The 6343-nt window shown below is 36.9% G+C and carries 5 protein-coding genes; 2 read left to right on the forward strand and 3 right to left on the reverse strand.

Annotation, left to right across the window (positions count from 1 at the left end; translation table 11 throughout):
* Positions 1-44: 44 nt before the first annotated feature.
* Positions 45-917, reverse strand: a complete 873-nt coding sequence (dat, locus tag M5A78_RS21005; RefSeq protein ID WP_248737235.1) for a D-amino-acid transaminase — start codon at positions 915-917, stop codon at positions 45-47.
* 24 nt (positions 918-941) lie between these two features.
* Positions 942-2363: a dipeptidase PepV gene (gene pepV / locus M5A78_RS21010; protein ID WP_248737236.1), complete on the reverse strand. Its 1422-nt coding sequence runs from the start codon at positions 2361-2363 to the stop codon at positions 942-944.
* 555 nt (positions 2364-2918) lie between these two features.
* Between pepV and M5A78_RS21015 the strand changes: the two genes are divergently transcribed.
* Both M5A78_RS21015 and M5A78_RS21020 read left to right on the forward strand, forming a co-directional pair.
* The gene (locus tag M5A78_RS21015; protein WP_007086548.1) at positions 2919-3140 is read left to right on the forward strand and encodes a DeoR family transcriptional regulator; all 222 of its coding nucleotides are present in this window, start codon (positions 2919-2921) and stop codon (positions 3138-3140) included.
* Positions 3141-3543: 403 nt separating this feature from the next.
* A complete protein-coding gene (locus tag M5A78_RS21020; protein ID WP_248737237.1) occupies positions 3544-4899 on the forward strand; it encodes an amino acid permease in 1356 nt (451 codons plus the stop codon).
* A gap of 164 nt (positions 4900-5063) precedes the next feature.
* On the opposite strand, the gene M5A78_RS21025 is transcribed toward M5A78_RS21020, so the two are convergent.
* Positions 5064-5969 (reverse strand): nuclease-related domain-containing protein, encoded by a 906-nt coding sequence (locus tag M5A78_RS21025; RefSeq protein ID WP_248737238.1) that lies wholly within the window; start codon positions 5967-5969, stop codon positions 5064-5066.
* Positions 5970-6343 lie beyond the last annotated feature (374 nt).

Consider the following 6343-nt stretch of genomic DNA (forward strand, 5'->3'; position numbering starts at 1 on the left):
TTTGAAAAAAGACGTGTCGCAGGTTGCTAACACGTCTTTTTTTACTATAATAAAATCTCGTCTTTAAGATTGCCACATTGTTTTACAATTTCTCGCTCAAATAGTTCTTGCAGTTTTCTTGTTACAGGTCCAGTTAAACCTTCTTTGACTTTTTTTCCATCTATTTCAACAATCGGCATGACCTCGGATGTCGTGCTTGAGAGAAATACCTCATCCGCCTGCTCCAGCTCTTCGAGAGTAAATGTTCGTTCCTCAACCGGAACATTGTTGTCCGTGCAAACCTGCAAAATCACATCTTTCGTAATGCCCTTCAAAATTAAATTATTCGATTCATGGGTAATAACAACGCCATTTTTAACGATAAAAACATTCGACGAGCTTCCTTCTGTCACATCTTGTCCCCGATGCTGGATCGCTTCAAAGCAACCTTCATCAGCTGCTTTCTGTTTGGCTAATAAATTGCCCAGCAAATTTAAACTTTTAATGTCACAGCGTAGCCAGCGAATATCCTCCATAATGATTGTTTTCACACCCGAATTTAAACTATCCTCTGGTCTAGCAACTTCCTTCGTATAGGCAACAAGAGTTGGTGATACATCCGCAGTTGGAAAGGCATGATTACGTGGGGCAACTCCCCTTGTAATTTGCATATAAATGGTTCCAAGATGAAGCTTATTTTTTTCAATGAGTTCTTCAAGAGATTCCGTTAATTGATCAATTGTGTATGGGATATATATGCCGATACTTTCGGAACTTTTGACAAAACGCTTCAAATGTTCCTTGGCAGTAAACATTTTTCCGTTATAGACACGGATGACTTCATACACCCCATCGCCAAATTGGTAGCCACGGTCCTCTACATCCACTTTCGCTTCCGACCGGGCAATCATTTTCCCGTTTAAAATTGCATACTTCATTCTCCCATTTCTCCTCTGATTTACTTATTCATTTTGTGTGAGCTCATAAATGGCTTGTGCATAAATCGCCGTTGCTCTCAGTAAATCCTCTATATACATATATTCATCTTTTTGGTGTGCAATATCAGGTCTTCCAGGAAATAATGGACCAAACGCCACACCAGCTTTTAGCGAACGGGCATAGGTACCTCCTCCGATCGCAATTAACTCCGCCTTTTCTCCTGTTTGTTCTTCATATACTTTTTTCAAGGTTTGAATCAGAAATTCTTTTTCGTCGACATGATGTGGTTTAGAGTCAGAAAAGTTTTCAATCTCGAAGCCTTTATTTAACAATAGATCATCTAGCTTCGTTTTTGTTGCTTCCATTTTGTTAGTCACAGGATATCGGCATGTCATTCCGATTCTTCCACCAGAGTCCTTGGTATATGAAAGCTTACCAGGGTTGATGGTTAATTCTCCGGAAATATCATCTGAATAAGCGACACCAAGATTGACACCACGTGAATCGTTAAAGAAATAGTCGGAAACGAATTGGAAATAATGTGCGGCCTTCGCATCTAAACCTAGATTAGAAAGAAATTCCCCTAAAAACAAACCGGCATTTGTCCCATTCTTGGGCTCCATTCCATGGGCAGAGATACCTTTCACTTCTAATATTAATTCTCCGTTTTCGATATGGTAATCATGTTCTAGCTCATGTTGCTTCATAAAATCTTCAAATTGCTGGACGACATCATCTTGATTATCCTTAATCAAAATGGTTGCTTTGGCATGATCGGGAACCATATTGTATCGTTTTCCAGAAACAAAGCTCACGACCTCAACATTTGTCACAGGTATATCTTGTAACATTTTTTTCTGAACGAAATCAAAATCAGCAATCCCTTTTTCCGCATTAATAATTGGGAAATCAGCATCTGGAGCAAATCCTAGAGTCGGCATTTCTTCATGCTTAAAATAATGATCAACACAGCGCCAGTTACTTTCTTCGTCTGTACCAATAATCATCCGAACACGCTTCTTAAGTGGCAGACCAAGTTCTTTCACAATTTTCATTGCATAATACGCCGCCATTGTCGGCCCCTTGTCATCTAATGCACCGCGGGCAAAAATTTTTCCATCACGAATTTCTGCTCCATAAGGATCACTTGACCAGCCATCCCCTTCCGGAACGACGTCCACATGGCAAAGGATACCGAGCAGTTCTTTCCCTTCGCCAAATTCTAGGTGCCCTGCAAGATTGCCCACATTTTTCGGTGTAAAGCCATCCCTTTCACCTAGCTGAAGCATAAAATCTAGTGCTTCTTTTACTCCTTTCCCTAGCGGTGCATCATCCGTTGCATTTTCTTCATCCAATAGGCTTCTAATATGTAATAAATCCTGAGTGTCCTTTATAAGAGCCTCTTTTCTTTTTTCCACTTCATTTTTCCAATTTATCTGTGCCAATATTGTTTACCCCCTGTACAAGATATTTACCCATTATTAACAATATCATTATTGCAAATATCTAAGCAATTTTGCTTAAGAAAAACACTGTTTTTTTTAGTAGCAAATATACCATAAAAAAGAGAAAAATTTATTTAAAAATTGAGACAATTTATCATAATCCAAACATTGTACACCATAACTTATAGTATGAGAAAAATAAAGGAGGCGGCAAATTCAAACAATTTTTAGAAGTTATTAAAGTTAACTTTGTAAATTTTTTCTATAGTGGTAGAAATTTTCAAAAATTGTGGGTACAATAAGAATAGATATATGACATCTAAGTACTCACTTCAACCCATCTAAAGAAAACTCGCCGATTGGCTAGCCGTTAGGCGAAGTCAGAGGCGTAGTTGTACTTATGCCTGATAGGAAAGTTATACTTTCCTATCGGCCAGAAAAAAGGAGATGGCTGCGCGGAAAAGAAACTACATATTTCTTGAAGAGTAATCTTCAAAGAGGCTGTCGGTAGAGGGATTAAGCCATAGGTTTGAAAAAAGGATAGGGAGTGGTTCTTTGAAACCTTCAACTAACCGGATGTTAAACCGCATCAAATGTATCTACATGTTTATCCGCAATAACGGCACTGTCACAACACAGGAACTTGTAGAGGAATTTGGTATCACTCCTCGCACCATACAACGAGATTTAAATGTCTTAGCCTATAATGACTTGGTCATAAGCCCAAGCCGCGGAAAATGGACGACTACACAAAAGAAAGTGAAGATGTCATCTTAATATTAAATATAAACTTTAAATGATATTCATAAAAAATGCACGCGCAATCTGCGTGCATTTTTGTTTTTCAAATAATAATTTATCGCTATTCATGTAATTGTGTAAAAGAATTAATCTTGTTAAATTCTTGCTCGCTTAAGATTCCCAGCTTCTTAAAAACATACGAATAAATGAATATCCTCCGTTGCAATCGAAGGCTTGTAATCATATAAATCAACCTCCTAGTTTAATAAATTATATTCACCGCCCTCAAATAAGTTTCCTTTAGCCAAAAAAATACTTATATTTTCTAGTCAAACATCTATATCAAGTTGACAGTGATCGAAAATATGATATATTAGTATAATAATTACTTTAGCGCTTAAAAGCGTTTAAGCAATATAGAAAAGTAGGTAAAATCATCATGAAGGATAATCATCAGGAATTAAAAAAGGGGCTATTGCCAAGGCATGTCCAGTTTATGGCTTTAGCAGGTATGATAGGAACAGGAATTTTCAAAGGGAGTTCCGACACATTGAATATTGCCGGACCGAGTGTTGTGTTCACTTATTTATTTGGTGGACTAATATTACTTGTTATTATGGCAGCATTTGGGGAAATGGCGATAGCTTTTCCAAATTCCAATGTTCAACATCTAGTTAACAAAGCATTTGGATTCCAGTATTCGTTTATCATCGGTTGGCTTTATTGGATCAACTGGACGATCGTAACTATTGTGGAATTATTAGCAGCAGGAAGTTTTCTGCAATTCTGGCTTCCTTCAATACCTTTATGGCTTCTCAGTTTTTTCTGCGCGGTAATTATTGTAGGAATCAATTTATTTCAAGTGAAATATTACGGGGAGCTTGAGTTTTGGTTTGCTGGTATTAAGATCATTGCCTTGATTGCTTTTATTATTTTAGGCTGTTTACTTATTTTAGGTATTATTCCCAGCACTATACAGGATCCATTCTCGAACTATACTGCCCATAGTGGATTTTTCCCGCACGGAATTAAAGGAACCTTAAGTGCCCTTTTAGTCGTCATGTTTTCCTATGGCGGTGCAGAATTAATTGGCGTAGCTGTAACGGAGACAAAAGATGCAGAGAATGTCCTGCCCAAAATTATTAAAGGAGCCGTATGGCGAGTTATCATTTTTTACATTATGCCTATCCTTATTATATGTGGAATCACGCCATGGAACAAAGTCTCTAGCGTAGATAGTCCTTTCGTTCAGGTTTTCAGTATCACAGGATTACCAGGTGCTGCACATATTATGAACTTTGTTCTTTTGACAGCCGTACTCTCCGCGGCTAATTCTGGTATTTATGCCACTTCTAGAACATTATTTTCGATGGCACAAAGCGGGGTTGCACTTAAACGCTTAGCAAAAACATCTAGTAAGGGCACCCCATTTAATGGGATTTTGATCACAAGTGTATTTATTTTAGGAGCTGTTTACTTAGCCTATTTAACACCCAGTCAGGTCATTGGTTATCTCATGACCATCCCAGGCTTTACCGTCATGATGATTTGGATTAGTATTTGTGCAGCACATTTAAAGCTAAGACCGCAATACAAAAGTCAACCAGCTTTTAAGGTAAAATGGTTTCCAATCACGACCATCTTTGCAATGGGATCTTTGAGTGTTATCTTAATTGGGTTCCTATTCAATTCAAATAATGTCATCGGTTCATCCGTAAGCATTGCAACAATCGGATTTCTATTCATTCTCTCTTTTATTCATAAGAAAACTAGTGCTAAAGAAATTACCGTTTAAAGATAGCCACAAATCTGAGCCAGCAAATTTATTTCTTGCTGGCCTTTTTCTATTAACCAGTTAACTTCAACTATTAATTCTAATATTAACACTAGATATTTCAAGAAAATGGGCGGTTTTTTTTGTTAGCAACAGAAAAATACCGAATATGAATTTGTATATTCTTATTGATTTGACGTTTGATAATAGACTCGTTTTTTAAACTTCCCAGAGAAAGGAAAATTCATCGACTTTAGGATTTTATATCCAATATTACCGGAGTCAATATGAAGAAACTGGCAAAGTTCCGCATTCGTTATCGAGGGTTTTATTAATAGGAAATAATCTTTGATTGTTTGAATATGTGCGGTTTTAGAAAGCGTTTTGCACTTTGAACAACACCATTTTCCACTTTTATAATCCATTTGTATGGAACTGCACTTCGGGCATTGGACACCGGAAAGAATATCTTTTGGAGATAAATTGTAGGCTTGGAGGATATCTGGGTTATCTGGTGTGTGGTTGGTTAAAAGGAGACGCTTTATCTTTTTTAACTCTTTTTTGTCTAATTTATCGCTATTGTAATATTTTGTAATTTGTTCAATTTTTTCTAATAAATTTTCGCTATTACAAATGTGTTGAATCATTTGTTCATTCCTAGGTTCCGTTTTTATGATCGTCTTTTCATTACTGTTTACAAAAAAGTAATGAATCGGAACTTCAGAACAGTTGTGGTCCCGCAGCCAATTTTTTAGCTTTCTTACCTGAAGCCTTGCTTGTATCACAGGATTTTTGATTCTTTCCTCTACCTCATTTCTTTTCCAAGTGACCTGTTTAAAATCCTTTTCAAAGGATATCTCTCCAGTCATATTTTTAACCTCTAGAACCATTGCAAAAATTGAACAAAGGAGGAGGATATCAATTTGGAAGTAGAATTGCCCATATATTAAGCGAAGTCCATGAAAAATAAGATATTTCGAATCGGGAAGCATACTTAAATGAAAGTCCAGCGATTTCTCGCCTCGATATCCCGCCATTCTCCTTTTATAGTCTGCCAGCGCAACAGACCATTTTGGATGAGAAGTAGGCAATCTTCTGATAAGAGCCTCCAGCTTTTCCATTCTCGGTGTTATACAAATTTCTTGGGCTATCCAAATACATCATTCCTTTCTATTTTTCTTCTTATTTCTCTTTTTGAATTCCCTATGCCTGCAAAAATCGACATTGTTTGTGACCACTTTATGAATTTAGTTTCCCTTCTTAGAGCTGGATTTTTGTTACTCGTCAGTTTTTTTGATTTACCCGTCTAAATGGTGGATTTACCCGTCTATTTCTCCCTTTTACTGAAGCTAGTATAAAAAGTGGACACCGGTTGTGGCGTCATGTTAAATCATAAATAACAAAAATAGGATGTGTTTAACATGGCGAAAAATCAACAAAAGTACTCTATTGAATTTAAAGAGTA

The sequence above is a fragment of the Neobacillus rhizosphaerae genome (genome assembly GCF_937468385.1).
Lineage (GTDB): Bacteria > Bacillota > Bacilli > Bacillales > Cytobacillaceae > Neobacillus > Neobacillus rhizosphaerae.